This is a genomic window from Thermoflexus sp. (assembly GCF_042408815.1).
GTDB lineage: Bacteria > Chloroflexota > Anaerolineae > Thermoflexales > Thermoflexaceae > Thermoflexus.
Genome location: NZ_JBHOQR010000002.1, coordinates 355,397 through 370,963 on the forward strand (window position 1 = coordinate 355,397; position 15,567 = coordinate 370,963).

The window sequence follows — 15,567 nt, forward strand, 5'->3', positions numbered from 1 at the left end:
GCGCCATTGATTTTCCCCATCTCGATCTCCATGCGTCGGAGGAAGAGGGATGAATCGGGTCGTGCCCCCTGAGGTTCATTGGTTCTATGCGGAAAAGCGCCCCAGCGCAGGGGCGATCGCGGAGCAGCTCCGCCAAAGCCTTTGGTTTGTGCGTCTGCAGGAGGCATGGATATCTCCGGAGGATCCCACCCGGAAAGACCCGCCCTTTCGCTATCGAGGCTACTGGCGGGAGCGGACCTTTGAGATCGAGTTCGAGCCTCGGCGCTATGTGATCCTCCGGGCGGCGGAGGATCTCCCCCCCGTTGTCGAAGCATTGCAACGTTCTCTGGGGGCGGGGCCGGCTTTCTTTTATATGGACGAGGAAAATCGTGTGGTCTATGAATGGCGCTGGGGAGATCGGGAAGCTCGATGGCGGGAGCTCCAGGGGATCCCCCGTTATCAGCGATTGCGCCGTCTGGACCGTCGGGGTTCATAGGCGTGGGAAACGAAGATCTTCGGGGGCAGGAGCTGGGTTGGCGCCAGAGGCGCCCATTCATTTCCCCATGGGCTTGGGGGCTGGGGCGGCCGCCCCAGCCCCGATGACTTCGAAAACCGGAGGCCTTCAGCCATGGGCCCCTGATCGTTATGCCAGACGCCCGGTGAGGATGGCCAGCTTAACCTCCTCGATCGCCCGGGTGATGTTAATCCCCCGCGGGCATGCCTCCACGCAATTGAAGATGGTGCGGCAACGCCAGACCCCGAACCATTCATTAAGGATCCGCAACCGTTCCGCGGCCCCCTGATCCCGGCTGTCGAAGATGAAGCGGTGGGCCTGAACGATAGCCGCCGGCCCGATGTATTCGCCGTTGGCCCAGAAGGAGGGGCAGGATGTAGTGCACGCCGCGCAGAGGATGCATTTGGTGGTATCGTCGTAGCGCTCCCGCTCCTCTGGTGTCTGAAGGCGCTCCCGCTCGGGGGGCGGATCGTTATTGATTAAATAGGGCAGGATCCTCCGATATTTCGCGAAGAAAGGCTCCATATCCACCACCAGGTCCTTGATCACGGGAAGCCCTGGGAGGGGCTGAACGGTGATCATCCCCCTTCCTTCCTCCATGGCCTCGCGGACCAAGATCTTGCATGCCAGGCGGTTGCGTCCGTTGATGCGCATCGCGTCGGAGCCGCAGATGCCATGGGCGCAGGAGCGACGGAGAGTGAGGGTGCCATCGATATACCACTTGACGTAGTGGAGGGCGTCCAACACCCGATCCACCGGCTCGGCCTCGACTTCGTATTCCCCCCACCATGGCTTGTGGTCCTTTTCCGGGTTGAACCGCTGGATGCGCAATCGCACTTTCATAGCGTGTCCTCCGATGCGGGCTGAGCTCGAGCGGATGTCATGGGCATAGGGGCTGTTCTCCCCGCTTTCGCTGCACGAACTCCCCGATCCATCCGGCATGTTTCACGCACCGCGGAGCGATTTTCCGATCACCGTATTGAGCCGGATAACCCTCTCTCCAGCATCGAGCAGGCAGCCTGCAGATCCCGCAACCCCTAGGCCAGCCCCGCTCTGAGGGCGGGAGGGCATTAATACTTCCGCTCCTTCGGCGGCCATTTGGTGATGACCACAGGCTTGTAAGTGAAAGTCACCCGACCATCCTGGCGCCAGATCAGGGTGTGCTTGAGCCAGTTCTCGTCGTCCCGCTTCGGATAGTCCTCCCGATAGTGGGCACCCCGGCTCTCCGTGCGGTTCAGGGCGCTGAAGGCCGTCGCCTCCGCTACATCCAGCAGGAAGCCCAGTTCGATGGCCTCCAGCAGATCGGTGTTGAAGCGGTAGCCCTTGTCGTCAATGCGGATGTGGCGGTAGCGCTCCTGCAGCTCTCGGATCTTTTCGATGGCCGTCTCCAGGCCGCTGGCCTCGCGAAACACGCTCACATAGGTCTGCATGGTCTCCTGCAGCTCGTTCCGAAGGAGCGGGACGCGCTCCTCGCCGGTCCCGTTGCGGATGCGCTCCACCATCTCCATCGTAAAGGCCTCCGGCTCCGGCGGGAGCGGAGCGAGATCCGCCTGCTGACAGTATTCCGCCATGTGGCGGCCCGCCCGCCGGCCGAAGACTACCAGGTCCACCAGGGAGTTGGTCCCCAGGCGATTGGCCCCATGCACCGACACGCAGGCACACTCGCCGGCAGCGTAGAGGCCAGGGACCGGAGTGTTGCGCTCGTCGCAGATCACCCGCCCGTGCACGTCCGTAGGGATTCCGCCCATGGCGTAGTGGGCGGTGGGTTGGATGGGCACCGGCTCCCGCATGGGGTCAATCCCCAGGTAGACGCGGACGAACTCGATGATGTCCGGGAGCTTGTGCTCCAAGTATTCCGCCGTAACCTCCCGGCCACCTGGTGCGCTCCGGTAGCGGTTGATGATCTCCGGCCGCATATCCAGGTAGACGTAGTCCTTCCCGCCGATGCCGCGGCCCTCCCGGATCTCCATGTAAATGGCCCGGGAGATCACATCCCGGCTGGCCAGGTCTTTCAGCGTGGGGGCGTAGCGCTCCATGAAGCGTTCCCCTTTATCGTTGATGAGCACCGCCCCTTCGCCCCGGGCCGCCTCGCTGAGCAGAATCCCCAGCTTGTAGATGCCGGTCGGGTGGAACTGAAAGAACTCCATGTCCTCCAGGGGAAGCCCCCGTCGCCACACGATGGCCATGCCATCACCGGTGAGGGAGTGGGCGTTCGAGGTGACCTTGTAGATCCGCCCGGCGCCGCCCGTGGCGAAAAGCACCGCCTTGCTGTGGAAGACGTGGATGTCCCCGGTGGCGATCTCAATGGCCACTACCCCCCGGACCACCCCGTTCTCCAGGATCAGGTCGGTGACGAAGAACTCGTCGAAGAAGCTGACATTGTGCTTGATGCACTGCTGGTAGAGGGTCTGAAGGATCATGTGGCCGGTGCGGTCAGCGGAGTGGCAGGCCCGCATGACCGGCGCCTCGCCGAAGTTGCGGGTGTGCCCGCCGAACCGGCGCTGGGCGATCTTGCCATCGGGGGTGCGATCGAAAGGCAGGCCCATATGCTCGAGTTCGATGATCGCCTCAATGGACTCATAGGCCAGGATCTCGGCGGCGTCCTGATCCACCAGCCAGTCCCCGCCTTTCACCGTGTCATAGGCATACCATTCCGGCCGGTCCTCCTCCATGTTCCCCAGGGGCGCGGCGATGCCCCCCTGGGCCGTCCCGGTGTGGGAACGGGTGGGATAAAGTTTGCTGAGGACGGCAGTTTTCACCCGCTTCGAGGCGTAGAGGGCAGCCATGAGGCCGGCGCCCCCTGCGCCCACCACCACCGCATCGAACTGATGCCGATGGACATTCATCATAGGACTCCTCCCAATCCTTGCAGGCTGTACGGAAAGCCTCTGCTCCCGGATTCTGATGGTCCCTCCAGGATATCGGGAAGAACCATCCGAATCCATAGTTTCTATCGAACAAGGCGACGGCCCGAACCCTATACCAGCAGCATCCGCATGGGCTGGAGGGTTCGGGTGAAGGGATTCAACACCAGCCCCAGGATCTCCAGGGTCACAACCCCCAGAACCGCCTCATCGCCTGGTTCACCCAGGATTACCGGAGTATGGCCCTCCCCCTGGGGAAGGGCAATGTGGCATTCGGAGATGTGGCGCTGAATCGTGGTGCCATCGGCCAGGACAAACGTGGCAGACCGCTTGGGTTTCAGTTCGATGGCCTGCCAGATCTCATAGGGAAGCAGGGTGTAGGTCGCTCCGCTGTCGACGAGAAAGCGAACGACCGCCTGTTTCCCAGTTGGGCCCGTCACCGTACCTTCAATGTAGGTCAATCCCATAAGCCCAGCCCCCTTATCCAGGCGGAGGGCATCCCGCGGGCAGCGCGGCGACCCGCACGCCACCGATCAGCGCGATGGTCCCAATCAGGAGGACCAGAGCCCCCCCAATGAAGGCAGCCCGCTTCAGCGCCTGATTCCAGCCCCGGTGGTGTACATAGTCATCGATCACATAACGTAGGCCGTTCAGGCCGTGAATGTAGGCCAAGAACAGCAGGAATGCATCATACACGCGCCACCAAAAGAGCACGTTCCACCGGTAATACACGAAGCAGGCATTGATGTCATGCACATTGTTGATGATGTGCATGATCGCCAGATGGCCGAAGGCCAGAGGGATCAGCAGCACGCCCGAAACCCGCATGAAAGCCCAGAGCCAGACCTCCAGGCGGGGACGGATGGCGGGCACGGTGCGTGGAGTGGCTTTCGGAATGGCTGCCATGGTTCACCTCCCCAGGATGCCCTTCTGAAGGATTGTGTTGCCCATAATGACGAATGCGGGAATATAGAGGGCAAAGAAAGCGATGACCGTCCCCAGGATCAGACGGGCCTGGATCTCCGCCGCCCACAGGTGGGGACGGAAATCGCTGATGGCGATGCGCAGCCCGTTGAGACCATGCCAGAGCACGCAGCCCACCAGGATCAGCTCGCCAAGGCCAAAGAGAGGATGCCGATACAGGGCGAGGGCATGCTCATACCAGGTCGGAGCAAAGTAGACCAGGGAAGTGTCCAGAATGTGGAGGGTGAGGAAGAGAAGGGTCCCCAGCCCCGCCAGCCGGTTGACCACCCAGGCCCACTGGTGCATCCGACCGCGATATCGGGGGATCTCCTGGAGCACCACCCGCAACCCAGCCCCGGGGGTCCAGGCCCATTCCAGGGCCCGCCATCGCTTCCGCGCCTCCTCCGGGCGGATCATCTCTGAACCGATCATGGCCGGCTCCTTTGGGAAGGTTTTCAATTGAATTATAAGATCAACGTGTGGAGTCGCTCCCCATCGGAGAATGGGCAGGATTCCTGACCGTTCGGATCAATCCCTGGGCATTCAGTCGGGAGAGACGCGGCGCGCCTCCAGGGCCTCGCGAACCAGCTCGTTCACCCGCTGGGGATCCGCCTGACCACGCGTTGCGCGCATGACCTGTCCAACGAACCATTTGAGCACACCTTCCTTCCCCCGCAGGTAGCTCTCCACCTCTTTAGGGTTTGCCTCGATCACCTGACGAACGATCTCCCGAAGGGCCTCCACATCCCGGATCTGGGCCAGCCCCCTGGCCTCCACAATGCGACGGGGGGCCTCTCCGGTCTCAAAGGCCTCTCGCAAAACCAGTTTGCCGGTGTTCATATTGATATCCCCCCGCTGGACCATGCGGATCAGTTCCACCAGGGACTCCGGGGGCACTGGCACGTCCTGGATCTCCCGATTGGCTTCATTCATGAGCCGAAACAGCTCCCCGGTGATCCAAGCAGCCAGGGTTCGGGGCTCCACCGCCGGCTCCCCTTGGCGGGCCAGCATCACGGCGTGTTCGAAATAATCGGCGACCCGATGATCTTCCGTCAGCAAGGCGGCTTCATAGCGGGTGAGGCCGTAAGCCTGCTCGAAGCGGGCCCGCCGGGCCCGGGGCAGCTCCGGCAGCATGGCGCGGATCTCCTCCACCCACTCCCGGGAGATCACCAGGGGCGGGATGTCTGGATCCGGGAAATAGCGATAATCGTGAGCGTGCTCTTTCCCCCGTTGGGGAACGGTGACTCCTCGCGCCTCATCCCAGCCCATCGTCTCCTGTTCCACCTGGCCGCCGGAGCGGACGATCTCGATCTGCCGTCGGATCTCGTATTCCACGGCCCGCACCAAGGCCCGGAAGCTGTTCAGGTTCTTGATCTCGGTCCGGGTGCCCAAGTGGGCCTCCCCTTTCGGGCGCACCGAGACGTTCGCCTCGAAGCGGATCACGCCCTTTTCCATATCTCCCGAGTTCACCCCGAGGTAGCGGAGCAGCGTGCGCAGGGCGATGGCGAAGGCTTTCACTTCCTCCACGGAATGCATATCCGGTTCGGTGACGATCTCCATCAGAGGAACTCCGGCGCGGTTGAAGTCGACCAGCGTGGCCCCGCCGACGTGGATCAGCTTTCCGGTGTCCTCTTCGATGTGAACGCGGCGGATGCGCACCCGCCGGGGCCCATCCGGTGTATCGATCTCCAGATAGCCGTTCCGGCACAGGGGATAGTCATACATGGAACGTTGGTATTCGGAAGGCAGATCTGGGTAGAAGTAATTCTTCCGATAAAAGAGGCTATATTCCGCGATCTCGCAATTCAGGGCCAGGCCCGTGAGGATCGTCCATTCGATCGCCCGTCGGTTGGGGACAGGGAGCGTCCCGGGCATCCCGGCGCACACCGGGCACACGTAACGGTTGGGCTCGGCCGTGGTGCTATCCACAACCGGGCATGCGCAGAACATCTTGGATCGCGTCTGGAGCTCGGCATGGATCTCCAAGCCGATAACCGGCTCGAATTCCACGGGGCACCTCCTGAATCGGGAAGATGGTGAGGGACGCGCCGCTCAAACCGAAGAAGAAAGGCGAGATCCCCCCTCCCTGGGGCCTCTTAGGCCGCGAGGCGGGAGGGAAATTGCCCTCCACAGAAACCCCTGCGCCATCCCCACAAAAATTATAGAATGGAAGGACCCAGGATGTTTAGCTAAAATAAATAAAAATCGAGAAGGCGCAGAGTTGTGGGATGGGTGGGGGTTCTGGAAGGTGGATGCTTTTGGTTTTGGGCGTACTCCTGGCGGCCTGCGCTCCTCCCCCTGGCTTCCAGCTCCCGGACGATCCTCTGGCTCGCATCCTGGGCAGGCGGGTTGGGCGAGTGATCATTGTAGGGAGCGATGGGAACCTGTATCTGACGGATCAAAGCGGCTTGCGGCAACATGCGCTCACGGAAGATGCCGGCCCAACAGCCCAGGGCCGTCGCGTGTATCGGCTCCCCGCCTGGTCCCCCGATGGGCGTCGCCTGGCGGTTTTCGAGGTCTTCAGCGGAGCGGTCACGAGGATGCGGGTGATCCGCATTGACCTCTTCCCCGGGCGCTCCCCGATCCGCTCGGTATGGGGGGAATGGGAGGGCGAAGAGCCCGCTATGCTGAGCTGGCTGGATCCCCAATCCCTGGTGGTCCTGAGTCGGAAGGACGCGCGTTCCACGGTTTACGCGCTGTGGCTTTTAGACCCGGAGGGAGGGCATAAAACCCTGCTGGCGCAGGGCAGCCCGCTTTTCTTCAGCTGGAACGCCGCCCGGAGGACGCTGGCCTGGCACCGGGAAGGGCGATATCTGGAGCTTCGCAGGCTGGATGAGGGGGAAGCACGACAGCGATCGGATCACACCGCCGCTTTCAACGCGCCAGCCTGGTCGCCCGATGGCCGGTGGCTGGTCTGGGCAGAACAGGAAGGATCCGCCAGCGCGCTTCGACTGGAGGAGACCGATGATCGGGCGACCCGCACCATCCTGACTTTCACCGGAGGGATCGCCTTCGCATGGTCCCCAGCCAGCCGTTACCTGGCTCTGATCACCGACCCCACCACGACCCTACCGCGCATCGGCCCGCTGGAACTGTATGATGCGGAGACGAATACGCTAACCCGTCTGGATGAACAATCCAACCTGGCGTTGTTCTGGTCGCATGATGGCCGGAAGCTGGCGGCTTTTCGCTTATTGGAGATGGATCCGGCTTCCGGCCAGGTTCTGCTTCAGGCCCGGATTTATGACCTGCCCGGGAAGAAAGGAAGGGATCTGGCGGCCTTCATCCCCACCCCTTCCTTCCTGGAAGTCCTGGCCCTGTTCGACGTATTCCAGCCATCGGCCTCATTGTGGTCCCCCGACGATCGTTTCCTGCTGATCTCGGCGATGGAACCGGAGGGGAAGGCCGGGATCTATGCGCTGCACGTCTCGGGCTGGTTGGAGCCTCGCCGGCTGGGGGATGGGGTGCTTGCCTTTTGGTCTCCGCGTTAACGCACCAACCGTAAAGGAGGGGAGCGCTTGGCCCTCAGCTTGGAGAGCCAGGGCGAACCCCGGCGATGGAGGCCTCAATGAGAGGGAGAAGCAGGGGCAGGGGTGGGGACAGGGAGGAGCGGGCTGGCGCGGGCGGCCTCGATGATGGCGATCACCTCATTCCCCGACAGATCGTGGCGCTCCAGCAGGGCCTGGGCAACCGCTTCCACCTCGCCGGCGTGCTCCCGCAGCAACCGTTCCACTTTCTCCTCGCACTCCGCCCAGAAGCGCTCGATGATCTCCTGGTAGCGCTCAGGCTCATCGGGCCGCATGGGGTGAAAGCCGAAATACCCCAGGTCCAGCAGCGTCAGGATCCGCTGGCGGACATGCTGGAAATCCGCTCCCGCGCCCGTCCAGTATTCCCCCATAAAGATCTTCGTCGCCACGTGACCGGCGAGGGAGACCATGATCTCTGCCACCAAGCGTCGCAGGGGCACAGTGTAGAGCTCCTGCTTGGGGGCGCTGTGGACGTATCCCAGGGCGCCGGGCATGTTGGTGCGGCGGATCAGCGAGGCGCGGATGATCCGCTCGTCCGGTAGCAAGTAATACTGGGCCACGGCGTGGCCAGCCTCGTGATAGGCTACCTGACGGCGCTGGAGAGGATCCATCTCGGCGATGGGGTTCTCCAGGCCCATGGCTTGCTCCTGGAGGGCCAGCTCGATATCCCGCTGGGTGATATAATCCCGCCCGTTGAACAGGGCGATGCGCACGGCGTCCTTCGTGATGGCGGCCATGATCTTAGCCGGCGTCGCCCACGCGGTATCGGCCACCAGGGATTCGATATCGATGTTCGGATCGTGCTTGACTTTAGAAAGATAGCCCTTGATGATCTCCCGACGCCCTGCTCGATCCGGAAGATCCACGTAAATGATGCGATCAAAGCGCCCTGGCCGCACCAGGGCCGGATCCAGGGCATCGGGGCGGTTGGTCGCGCCCATGAACAGCACATGCCAGCTGCGGGGCGGGGGGCGTTTCCCCAGAAGCCGATAGATCCGCCCCTTGAGGCGCTCCCAGCGGGTGAGCTGGGTGATGCCATCCATCTCATACAGGAGACGAGTCAGGGCTCCGGTGCCCCCCCAGCCGAACCAGCCCAGCGGGCCCGCGCGCTCGCCGCCCAGCACGCCGCCTCGGCTGGCGCCCACCGCGTCGATCTCATCGATGTAGGCGATACAGGCCCCGTATTCCCGAGCGAGCTTGCGGGCTTTTCCAACGAACCACATCATCTTGAGGACATCCACCCCCCAGAACATCGAACGGAAGCTCGACCCCTCAATGGAGATGAAGGGGATGCCCGCCTCGCCGGCGATGGCCTTGGCCAACATGGTTTTCCCAGTCCCTGGCGGCCCGGCCAGCAGGATGCCGTTAATGAACTGGCCGCCCATTTTCACGAACTGTTCCCGGTTGGAGAGCAGATCGATCCACTGGCGGACTAGGCGCACCAGATTCTCTTGGCCCCAGTAATCCGCCAGCGTGACCTGTTTGGGGTCGCCGGGTTTGATCACCTCCACCCGGCTGCGAGACATAAACCAGAAGATGGCTACGAACTGGATGATGACGAAGGTGATGGCGAAGAGGAGCTGGAGAGCGAAGCGCAGCAGCAGGATCAGCGCGTTCAGGACGACCGGTTCGATATAGGCCCAGTAGCCCAGCCCCCCCAGGCCGGCGATCAGAACCCCCCGACGCCACCAGCTGTGCCAGCCCCGGGCCCAGATCCGCCGCACACGCCATCGCAGGGACCGCTGGGAGCTGCCCATAACTGCCTCCGTTCGGCTTTTCCATCACGGGCGATCCATGGAAAGCGAAGGGGCTCGGTCAGAGGGCTGTTTCAAGGGGGGTCAGGTGGGATTGGCCCCGCGTGGATCGCCCGGGCGACGACCTCACTTCGATATAAAGTTTAACACTAAGTTTAACACATTGAACACAGGCGGGCCTCCAGAGCCCGCTCACTCGCGCATGGAGAACTCCATGCGATGGATCCGCACACTCTGGACGAGGCCGATGCCCAGGCACAGGGAGAGGAGGGCACTTCCCCCGTAACTGATAAAGGGCAGGGGCAGGCCGGCTACCGGCATCAGTCCTACGTTCATCCCGATATTGACTATGGCCTGGAAGGCGATCCAGGTGCCTACCCCTACGGCGATCAACCGGCCATAGGTGTCTTCGGCCCTCCAGGCGATCCGGAAAATCCGCCCGAGGATCCAGAGGTAAAGGGTCAGAACGCTCAACGCCCCCACCAGGCCGAACTCTCCGGCCAGGACAGCGAAGATGAAGTCCGTGTGGCGTACCCGAAGGAACCCCCATACATTCTGCGGGCTCTGCCCCCATCCGGCCCCCCACAGGCCTCCGCTGCCGATGGTGATCAGCGCCTGCGTGAGATTATAGGACGTGTTGGGATCGGGCTGGAGGCCCAAGAAATGCAGGAGGCGTCCGCGCATATAAGGCAGCATGATCGTCCAGGCCCCGAGGACCAGAGGGATGCTCATCAGGCCGACGGCGAAAAGATGGCGAAGGCGGATCCCCCAAGCGAAGAGCATGCCGGTGCCGATGGCCAGGATCACCACCGCTGTGCTCAAATTGGGTTGCAGGAAGATCAACACGGCTGGCAGGAGAAAATAGATGAAGGCCAGTAACACCGTGCGGAAGGCATCGAGTTTCTCCTCCCGATCGGCCAGGAAGCGGCCCAGGCTGAGGACCAGGAGGGGCTTCACCAGCTCCGCAGGCTGGATGTTGAAGGAGGCGATCTCCAGCCAGCGGCGGACCGGGGCGATCTGGCTGCGGCCGGCGAGGAGGGCCAGCATCAGCAGGATCAGGATGGCTACGTAGAGGAGGCGCTGAAAGGCCCCCCAGATCCGGTAGTTCACAGAGGAGGTTAGGAAGATCAGCGCGAGCCCGATCAGGCCGTAGAGGGCCTGCCGACGGGGCGCATCCGCCAGGTCCGGCGAGCGCAGCACCGCGCTGGCGATCGTGATGACGCCAAGGCTCATGAGCGCCATCACCCCAAGCAGCAACCCGCCGTCGAAACGGCGCCATTCCGTCAGCAGTCCCTGGAGCCGCCGGATCATGATCGGCTATGCCGGTTCCCGAGGGGGATATCCGCCACCAGCCGGCATTCCCGCGCGTCCTGGGTGACCGTGACCCGCACCTCTTCGGCGATGATGGGGACATGGCGGGAGAGGGCGGCGATGATCTCATCCTTGATGACTTCCAGCAACCCGGGGGAGAGGTCGCTGCGGTCATGCACCAGGATGACCTGAAGACGCTGTTTCGCGGTCTCGCGGGGCGAGGGCTGCCCCCGCCATCGATCCAGCCAGCTCATCGGCCACCTCCGCTGCGAACCAGCCGGCGCAACCAGCTCATAATCCCGTGGCCGTCCTCCGAGAGGAAAAGGGGGACGGCCTCGCCCATCAGACGCCGGGCGATGGCCCGGAACGCCTGCCCTGCCGGCGATCGCTCCTCCAGCACGACCGGGGTGCCCCGGTTGGTCGCCACAATCACCAGCTCATCCTCCGGGATCACCCCCAGCAGCTCAATCGCCAGGATCTCCAGCACGTCGGCGGTGTCCAGCATGTCACCCCGACGGACCATGTCCGGCTTCAGGCGGTTGACGATCAATTTGGGGGTAGGCTTCCCCATCGCCTCCACCAGACCGACGACCCGATCCGCATCGCGAACGGCTGCAACCTCCGGGTTGGTGACCAGGAGGATGAGATCGGCGGGGGCCAGGGCGGTTCGGAATCCTTCCTCAATGCCCGCTGCGGAATCGATGAGGATGTAGTCGAACTCCGGGCGCAGCTCCTCGCAGATGCGGACCATATCCTCGGGCCTCACGGCGGATTTGTCGCGGCTCTGGGCGGCCGGCATCAGGTAAAGGTCAGGGGCCCGTTTGTCGCGGATGAGGGCCTGGCGGGTGCGGCAACGGCCTTCCACGACATGCACGATATCGTAGACAATCCGGTTCTCCAGGCCTAGGACCACATCCAGATTTCTCAAGCCGATGTCTGCATCAATGCACACCACCTTCTTCCCGGCCATGGCCAGGGCCATCCCTACGTTGGCCGTCACCGTGGTTTTGCCCACCCCACCTTTGCCGGAGGTCACCGTAATCACCTGTGCGCCCATCTCGATCCTCCTTTTGCGGAAAAACCCGGAGACATGCCCTCACAGGATGCGCTTCCCCGGGAAGCTACACCGATCGTTCGCCCAGGAAACGCCCCAGCCATTGCTCCCATCGAGAGAGAGGACGCCATGGCTCGACGACGATCTGCCCGTTCTGGACCCTAGCCTGTTCGGGGATCGGCCGGCGATGCTCTTCTGGGGAGCGCGCGATGTAACGCCCAATGCGGAGCTGGAGGGGGCGGAGTTCCAGGGCGTAAACGACTGCTCCATCATCCCCTTCACAGCCCGCATGGGCAGTGCCCAGTAAACGCCCCCACACGATGATATCGCCCGTGGCGGCGATCTCCGCCCCGGGGTGAATGTCTCCGATCACACAGAGATGACCTTCCACCTGCAGGTAATGGCCCGCCCGCAGGGTTCGATGGATCAACCAGGCGGGCTCCAGGGGAAGTTCTCGGGTTTCAGGGGCCCGCTCCAGCGCCGGGGATGATTGCAATGGCAGGCCTAATCGTCGCACCAGCGCCTGGGTCACCGGATGATCGGTCAACACCCCGGTGAGGGTGAGGCCGAATCGGTTCAGGAGGGCCAGCAAGTTCAATAGATCAGCCTCCTCCAGCATCCGATCCCCCAGGACAACGACGGCTCGGCCGCCAGCGAAGAAACCTGGGTTCGCAGCCAGACGGACTTCTAAAGCACTCAGCATCTCCGGCCAAGGCTCCGGGCCGAAAGAGAACCATAACGCATCCCCGATCCCTTTGATCGCCACCGGCTCTCTGGACATCACGGATCCATCGCCACAGGTGGTAGGACTTCCCCGCTGGGGCTCAGATCGGGAAGACTGGCCTCCCAGCCTCCTGATGGCACGAGGAACCCGGGGAAGAGGAAGGGACAAGCCTTCCCTCACGCGCCCAACCTGATGGAAAGCCCAGTTGAGTTATATTGCAAACGAATTGAAAAGGCAAGCCTTCGTAGGGAACAGCAAATGCACAGATTGGATTCCAGTGAGAGATATGTCGCGAGCCATGTTTGGAGGAGTCCGAGGAGGTCGACATGAGGCTCTCCTTGCGGTAGAGGCCTAGGTAGACTTTACCAGCGATGGCCCTTCCCGCATTCCTCTGGGCCAGTGGGAGTGGCCGATAGGGTCTTCCGGATGCCCGTTCCATTGCGCCAGGTATGGTTATAATGAAAAAGGCGGCCCCTTCGGTGTCCATCCTCCTCGGGAGAGAAAGGCAATGCGCAGCGTGATCGCCCAGCGTGTCGCTTCCATCCCACCTTCCGGGATCCGCCGCTTCTTCGATATCGCGGCGACGATGAAGGATGTCATCAGCCTGAGCATCGGTGAGCCCGATTTCGTCACCCCCGAGCCGATCCTCCGGGCCGGCGTGGAATCGCTGTTACGGGGGGAGACCCATTACACCAGCAATTCCGGGCTGCTGGAACTGCGAGAAGCCCTGGCGGAGCATCTCTATCGCCTCTACGGCGTCTCTTACGATCCGGAGTCGGAGCTCCTGATCACCGTAGGGGTATCCGAGGCCCTCTACCTTGCCGTCAATGCCATCCTGGATCCGGGAGATGAAGTGATCATCCCCCAGCCTTGCTTTGTCTCTTATGCGCCGGAGGTCATCCTGGCTGGCGGCGTGCCCATCCCTTTCGCCACGCGGGTTGAAGAGGATTTTCAGGTCAATCCGGTCGACATTGAAACGCGCATTACGCCGCGCACCAAGGCGATCCTGATCGGCTATCCCAACAACCCAACCGGGGCGGTGATGCCGCGGGAGAAGCTCACCGCCATCGCTGTCCTGGCGGAGAAATATGATCTTCTAGTGATCTCCGACGAGATCTATGACCGCCTGGTTTACGATGGAACCCATACCTGTTTCGCATCGCTTCCCGGGGCGCGGGAGCGCACGATCTTGCTGGGCGGCTTCTCGAAGGACTATGCGATGACAGGATGGCGGATCGGCTATGCGGCGGCCCCGAAGGAGATCATGGCCGCGATGCGCAAGATCCATCAGTACACGATCATGTCCGCCCCCACCCCCTCCCAGTATGCGGCCCTGGCGGCCCTCCGGATCGGAGAGGAGTATGTGGAGCAGATGCGCCAGGAATACGATCGACGCCGGCGGTTGATCGTGAAAGGGCTCAACGAGCTGGGCCTGACGTGTTTCGAGCCCAGGGGTGCCTTCTATGCCTTCCCCTCCATCTCCCGCACGGGAATGAGCGATGAGGAATTCAGCGAGCGCCTGTTGATGGAGGAGAAAGTCGCTGTGGTGCCGGGCAGCGCATTCGGCCTGGGGGGCGCGGGGCATGTGCGATGCTCCTATGCCACCGCTTACGAAAAAATCGAGGAGGCCCTGGAGCGCATCGCCCGCTTCATGAAGCGCTACGGTTGAACATAATCCGTTCCGGCGCCCGCAGGCTCCTGAAATCCGTAAGAGCAGCAGAGGGGGCTTTTGGAATCAGAGTAAGAAGAAGCCCGCTGCGCCGATCGTGATTCTATGGGCGAACATGGGGAGCTTCGATGATGGGGGCTGTCCCGGCCGCGGAGGCCGTTCGCTGAATCGCTCGAGACGAGATCCCCCAGCGTGGCGTGTTTCCACCGGAACAGGTGGTGGAGCCCAAGCGTCTCTTCTGGGCCCTCACCCACCGTGGCGCATACCCGGAACGCACGATCGAGCCGCTCGAGACGAGGGGTTAACCCGCCTCCCGATAGACCTCCACATCGCGCCCCCGGATCTCCCGTCACCGCCCAACCGGAGATCCGGGGGCATCAGCGGGACTTCCAGGCCGCTCCGCCACAAAAACAGCGGCAAAGAGGGATACGATGCGGGGACGCCCAAGCCTGCTCCTCTTTCGCCTCTGGATCACCAATCCTCTTCCTCTTCGTCCTCCTCCAGGGGGAGCTCCTCCCATTCTTCCTCTTCTTCTTCGTCGAAGCCCAGCTCCTCCTCTTCCTCCAGGGCCTCTTCCTCCTCCCACTCTTCCTCTTCGGCCTGAGTATAGGTCAGGCAACCCATCTCGGGATCCAGTTCGATTTCATCGGCCGTGCACATACCGGCTTCCAGATAAATGCAATCGACATAATGGCATCGAATGCGCGGCATAGGCTCCTCCTGATCGGGCAGAGTGGGTGTTCGATCAAATCAATGTCCGATAGAAGCGGAATCCGCACACCCCCAGCAGCAGGGTGATGAGGATCGCCGAGGTCACGCACCAGCTGCACCATGCATGAAGGATGAAGGCCTCAACGGCGGTGAGATACATGGAAAACAGCCAGCCTCCCAGGGCGATGGCGAAGGAGAACGCAACAGTCCACGTCTGGAGGGAGGGATGCCTTCCCCAGAAGGGAAGCGCAAGCGCGGCGAGAACCAGATAGGCCCCCAACCCCCAGGCGGCTACCGGGATCCCCATGAGCTCTGCATAGGGGCTGTTGTTCACCACATCGCAACCCCGGAACCCAATGCAGATCAGGCCCTCTCCGCGGATCTTGCTCCACGTGAGATACCCGGCCACCCCTGCCCCGGCCAGGGCAAGGGCCAGCTGGACGAGGGAGATGGCATCCTTTCGCGCCGTTGCGACTTGCGGCGCCATGGTCCCTCCG

At 62.6% G+C, this 15,567-nt stretch carries 16 protein-coding genes; 3 read left to right on the forward strand and 13 right to left on the reverse strand.

The window, feature by feature from the left end; translation table 11 throughout:
* Window positions 1–49: 49 nt before the first annotated feature.
* Window positions 50–475: a hypothetical protein gene (locus ACFMO3_RS01745; RefSeq protein WP_376788703.1), complete on the forward strand. Its 426-nt coding sequence runs from the start codon at window positions 50–52 to the stop codon at window positions 473–475.
* Window positions 476–622: 147 nt separating this feature from the next.
* On the opposite strand, the gene ACFMO3_RS01750 is transcribed toward ACFMO3_RS01745, so the two are convergent.
* The 6 genes from ACFMO3_RS01750 to gatB all read right to left on the reverse strand — a co-directional run bounded on the left by ACFMO3_RS01750 (window position 623) and on the right by gatB (window position 6,330).
* Window positions 623–1,336: a succinate dehydrogenase iron-sulfur subunit gene (locus tag ACFMO3_RS01750; protein WP_376788704.1), complete on the reverse strand. Its 714-nt coding sequence runs from the start codon at window positions 1,334–1,336 to the stop codon at window positions 623–625.
* Window positions 1,337–1,563: 227 nt separating this feature from the next.
* The gene (sdhA, locus tag ACFMO3_RS01755; RefSeq protein ID WP_376788705.1) at window positions 1,564–3,342 is read right to left on the reverse strand and encodes a succinate dehydrogenase flavoprotein subunit; all 1,779 of its coding nucleotides are present in this window, start codon (window positions 3,340–3,342) and stop codon (window positions 1,564–1,566) included.
* A gap of 128 nt (window positions 3,343–3,470) precedes the next feature.
* Window positions 3,471–3,824, reverse strand: a complete 354-nt coding sequence (locus ACFMO3_RS01760) for an aspartyl protease family protein (RefSeq protein WP_376788706.1) — start codon at window positions 3,822–3,824, stop codon at window positions 3,471–3,473.
* Window positions 3,825–3,837: 13 nt separating this feature from the next.
* Window positions 3,838–4,263, reverse strand: coding sequence for a succinate dehydrogenase (locus ACFMO3_RS01765; protein WP_376788707.1), 426 nt, complete (start codon window positions 4,261–4,263; stop codon window positions 3,838–3,840).
* A 3-nt stretch (window positions 4,264–4,266) separates the two neighbouring features.
* Window positions 4,267–4,752, reverse strand: coding sequence for a succinate dehydrogenase, cytochrome b556 subunit (locus ACFMO3_RS01770; RefSeq protein ID WP_376788708.1), 486 nt, complete (start codon window positions 4,750–4,752; stop codon window positions 4,267–4,269).
* Window positions 4,753–4,863: 111 nt separating this feature from the next.
* On the reverse strand, window positions 4,864–6,330 hold the full coding sequence (gene gatB, locus ACFMO3_RS01775) for an Asp-tRNA(Asn)/Glu-tRNA(Gln) amidotransferase subunit GatB (protein WP_376788709.1): 1,467 nt from the start codon (window positions 6,328–6,330) through the stop codon (window positions 4,864–4,866).
* Between the two features lie 242 nt (window positions 6,331–6,572).
* Here gatB and ACFMO3_RS01780 point away from each other — a divergent pair, with 242 nt between their 5' ends.
* Complete coding sequence (locus ACFMO3_RS01780) at window positions 6,573–7,811, forward strand: hypothetical protein (RefSeq protein ID WP_376788710.1); 1,239 nt, start codon at window positions 6,573–6,575, stop codon at window positions 7,809–7,811.
* 74 nt (window positions 7,812–7,885) lie between these two features.
* Here ACFMO3_RS01780 and ACFMO3_RS01785 read toward each other — a convergent pair whose 3' ends face one another.
* From ACFMO3_RS01785 to minC, 5 genes are all read right to left on the reverse strand, one after another.
* Complete coding sequence (locus ACFMO3_RS01785; protein ID WP_376788711.1) at window positions 7,886–9,604, reverse strand: AAA family ATPase; 1,719 nt, start codon at window positions 9,602–9,604, stop codon at window positions 7,886–7,888.
* 189 nt (window positions 9,605–9,793) lie between these two features.
* On the reverse strand, window positions 9,794–10,912 hold the full coding sequence (locus ACFMO3_RS01790; RefSeq protein WP_376788712.1) for an FtsW/RodA/SpoVE family cell cycle protein: 1,119 nt from the start codon (window positions 10,910–10,912) through the stop codon (window positions 9,794–9,796).
* Window positions 10,909–11,166, reverse strand: a complete 258-nt coding sequence (minE, locus tag ACFMO3_RS01795; RefSeq protein WP_376788713.1) for a cell division topological specificity factor MinE — start codon at window positions 11,164–11,166, stop codon at window positions 10,909–10,911. The genes ACFMO3_RS01790 and minE overlap by 4 nt, the downstream gene beginning before the upstream one ends.
* Window positions 11,163–11,969 (reverse strand): septum site-determining protein MinD, encoded by an 807-nt coding sequence (minD, locus tag ACFMO3_RS01800; RefSeq protein ID WP_376788714.1) that lies wholly within the window; start codon window positions 11,967–11,969, stop codon window positions 11,163–11,165. Before minD ends, minE begins: the two co-directional genes overlap by 4 nt.
* 64 nt (window positions 11,970–12,033) lie before the next feature.
* On the reverse strand, window positions 12,034–12,747 hold the full coding sequence (gene minC / locus ACFMO3_RS01805) for a septum site-determining protein MinC (protein WP_376788715.1): 714 nt from the start codon (window positions 12,745–12,747) through the stop codon (window positions 12,034–12,036).
* 451 nt (window positions 12,748–13,198) lie between these two features.
* Between minC and ACFMO3_RS01810 the strand changes: the two genes are divergently transcribed.
* Complete coding sequence (locus ACFMO3_RS01810; RefSeq protein WP_376788716.1) at window positions 13,199–14,359, forward strand: aminotransferase class I/II-fold pyridoxal phosphate-dependent enzyme; 1,161 nt, start codon at window positions 13,199–13,201, stop codon at window positions 14,357–14,359.
* 471 nt (window positions 14,360–14,830) lie between these two features.
* On the opposite strand, the gene ACFMO3_RS01815 is transcribed toward ACFMO3_RS01810, so the two are convergent.
* Window positions 14,831–15,070: a hypothetical protein gene (locus ACFMO3_RS01815; RefSeq protein ID WP_376788717.1), complete on the reverse strand. Its 240-nt coding sequence runs from the start codon at window positions 15,068–15,070 to the stop codon at window positions 14,831–14,833.
* A 34-nt stretch (window positions 15,071–15,104) separates the two neighbouring features.
* Window positions 15,105–15,557, reverse strand: coding sequence for a vitamin K epoxide reductase family protein (locus ACFMO3_RS01820; RefSeq protein ID WP_376788718.1), 453 nt, complete (start codon window positions 15,555–15,557; stop codon window positions 15,105–15,107).
* Between the last annotated feature and the right edge of the window lie 10 nt (window positions 15,558–15,567).

Bases quoted from the DNA above. Each gene is read 5' to 3' on its own strand.
- ACFMO3_RS01745 (WP_376788703.1), top strand. From the start codon at position 50: ATGAATCGGGTCGTGCCCCCTGAGGTTCATTGGTTCTATGCGGAAAAG.
- ACFMO3_RS01750 (WP_376788704.1), bottom strand. From the start codon at position 1,336: ATGAAAGTGCGATTGCGCATCCAGCGGTTCAACCCGGAAAAGGACCAC.
- sdhA (WP_376788705.1), bottom strand. From the start codon at position 3,342: ATGATGAATGTCCATCGGCATCAGTTCGATGCGGTGGTGGTGGGCGCA.
- ACFMO3_RS01760 (WP_376788706.1), bottom strand. From the start codon at position 3,824: ATGGGATTGACCTACATTGAAGGTACGGTGACGGGCCCAACTGGGAAA.
- ACFMO3_RS01765 (WP_376788707.1), bottom strand. From the start codon at position 4,263: ATGGCAGCCATTCCGAAAGCCACTCCACGCACCGTGCCCGCCATCCGT.
- ACFMO3_RS01770 (WP_376788708.1), bottom strand. From the start codon at position 4,752: ATGATCGGTTCAGAGATGATCCGCCCGGAGGAGGCGCGGAAGCGATGG.
- ACFMO3_RS01780 (WP_376788710.1), top strand. From the start codon at position 6,573: ATGCTTTTGGTTTTGGGCGTACTCCTGGCGGCCTGCGCTCCTCCCCCT.
- ACFMO3_RS01785 (WP_376788711.1), bottom strand. From the start codon at position 9,604: ATGGGCAGCTCCCAGCGGTCCCTGCGATGGCGTGTGCGGCGGATCTGG.
- ACFMO3_RS01790 (WP_376788712.1), bottom strand. From the start codon at position 10,912: ATGATCCGGCGGCTCCAGGGACTGCTGACGGAATGGCGCCGTTTCGAC.
- minE (WP_376788713.1), bottom strand. From the start codon at position 11,166: ATGAGCTGGCTGGATCGATGGCGGGGGCAGCCCTCGCCCCGCGAGACC.
- minD (WP_376788714.1), bottom strand. From the start codon at position 11,969: ATGGGCGCACAGGTGATTACGGTGACCTCCGGCAAAGGTGGGGTGGGC.
- minC (WP_376788715.1), bottom strand. From the start codon at position 12,747: ATGTCCAGAGAGCCGGTGGCGATCAAAGGGATCGGGGATGCGTTATGG.
- ACFMO3_RS01810 (WP_376788716.1), top strand. From the start codon at position 13,199: ATGCGCAGCGTGATCGCCCAGCGTGTCGCTTCCATCCCACCTTCCGGG.
- ACFMO3_RS01815 (WP_376788717.1), bottom strand. From the start codon at position 15,070: ATGCCGCGCATTCGATGCCATTATGTCGATTGCATTTATCTGGAAGCC.
- ACFMO3_RS01820 (WP_376788718.1), bottom strand. From the start codon at position 15,557: ATGGCGCCGCAAGTCGCAACGGCGCGAAAGGATGCCATCTCCCTCGTC.